The organism is Neorhodopirellula pilleata (assembly GCF_007859915.1).
GTDB classification, from domain to species: Bacteria; Planctomycetota; Planctomycetia; order Pirellulales; family Pirellulaceae; genus Rhodopirellula; species Rhodopirellula pilleata.
In genome coordinates this window covers 1-1,226 of the sequence record NZ_SJPM01000073.1, presented here as the reverse complement: position 1 = coordinate 1,226, position 1,226 = coordinate 1, and the positions used below count along the sequence as shown (strand labels likewise).

Sequence of the window (1,226 nt, the reverse complement as noted above, 5' to 3'; positions counted from 1 at the left end):
GGCTTCTTGAACAGAGGACTTGAGCTTCGGCTAGTGGCACTGGCTTCGGGCAGCGACTTACGGACCAGCCGAGAAAAAGATTCGAACTCAAACCACGCCTCGCCGCGAAGTCAAATCCTTATTGGTTCCCCCTCTTCTCCGATACGGCGTCGAATCTGGTGTTCGTAACTCCCCGTACGCACGGCGTCATGAATCAGGACATCGGGATCGCCATTGTAGCTGACCTGGCGACCGCTTGTCAGTTGAACATTGTCAAGCGGTACCTCTGATTCGCGAATCGCGTCAATCGATGAGTCCCAGTTGACGTCAATGAGTGTTTGGAGCTCATCAAATGTCCAAGCGTAATGCTGCGGAACCGCGAGGCGATCGTATTCGTCGCGAAGATCGTGCCAACCAGTTGGCCAGTCGCCAGATGTTCGGAGGTGATCGATGATGAAGATCGCCGTCCAATCCGATGCGTATGCTTCGCGTGGAATGCCGACAACCTCTTCCGCGAAGCGAACGACCCACGCCCCTGCAGCGAACACGAGAACGGCCAACGCAATTAGGATTGCCCGTCGCATTCAGTTGTCCATTCAATGTGGGAATGTCAGACATCACGGGGGACGGACAGTCAACGATCCATTGTGAGAAGCGCCGCAAGCCGTCCTTCCGTGCATGTCATTGTTCTGCCTCCGGTCTTATCACACGGAACTCACGCCATTCAAGTGTCATCTTATCACCGTCCGACGCATAGTGGATTTCATCGAGCATCGCTGGGTTGCCCCCATCCGGAAAGACGGAAATCGCCATCTCGTCAATTGTAGCCGGATACGTGCCGGATTCGTCGTAGTGAGCTGTTGCCGTCCGTTCAATTTCATCCAGCAGAGCCAATACAGCTGATTTCTTCGCAGATTCAGCGGCAGTAGTCCACGTTTGCCATCCCGTCATTGCAATCGGAAATCCTATTGCGACGAAAAGTACAACGGCAACGACGCGGCTATTTTTCATGTTGGCAGAACGGACGCCGTCACCTGGGACGGACGATTGAGTTTCCATTGGTAACACCGCGCAAGCCGTCCTTAGGTGCACGGCCTGGTTCTGGCTTTTGTTCGTGCTCGTGCTCAGCATCGCGGTGCTCGTGCTCGTAATCGATCAATTCCGCGTAGTCTACCGATGACTCCCCGACCCCGTCAAACTTGATCGCCATCCGAGTCAACATCGAGACCACTCGTTTGAGCTTCAGC

General features: G+C 54.6%; 2 protein-coding genes and 1 pseudogene. All 3 read right to left on the bottom strand.

The window, feature by feature from the left end:
• Positions 1–110 precede the first annotated feature (110 nt).
• Positions 111–563 (bottom strand): hypothetical protein, encoded by a 453-nt coding sequence (locus Pla100_RS30265; RefSeq protein ID WP_146583132.1) that lies wholly within the window; start codon positions 561–563, stop codon positions 111–113.
• A gap of 97 nt (positions 564–660) precedes the next feature.
• Positions 661–990, bottom strand: coding sequence for a hypothetical protein (locus Pla100_RS30260; RefSeq protein ID WP_146583130.1), 330 nt, complete (start codon positions 988–990; stop codon positions 661–663).
• Positions 991–1,009: 19 nt separating this feature from the next.
• Positions 1,010–1,226: pseudogene (locus tag Pla100_RS32125) on the bottom strand (four helix bundle protein); the annotation flags it as partial.

Bases quoted from the DNA above. Each gene is read 5' to 3' on its own strand.
- Pla100_RS30265 (WP_146583132.1), bottom strand. From the start codon at position 563: ATGCGACGGGCAATCCTAATTGCGTTGGCCGTTCTCGTGTTCGCTGCA.
- Pla100_RS30260 (WP_146583130.1), bottom strand. From the start codon at position 990: ATGAAAAATAGCCGCGTCGTTGCCGTTGTACTTTTCGTCGCAATAGGA.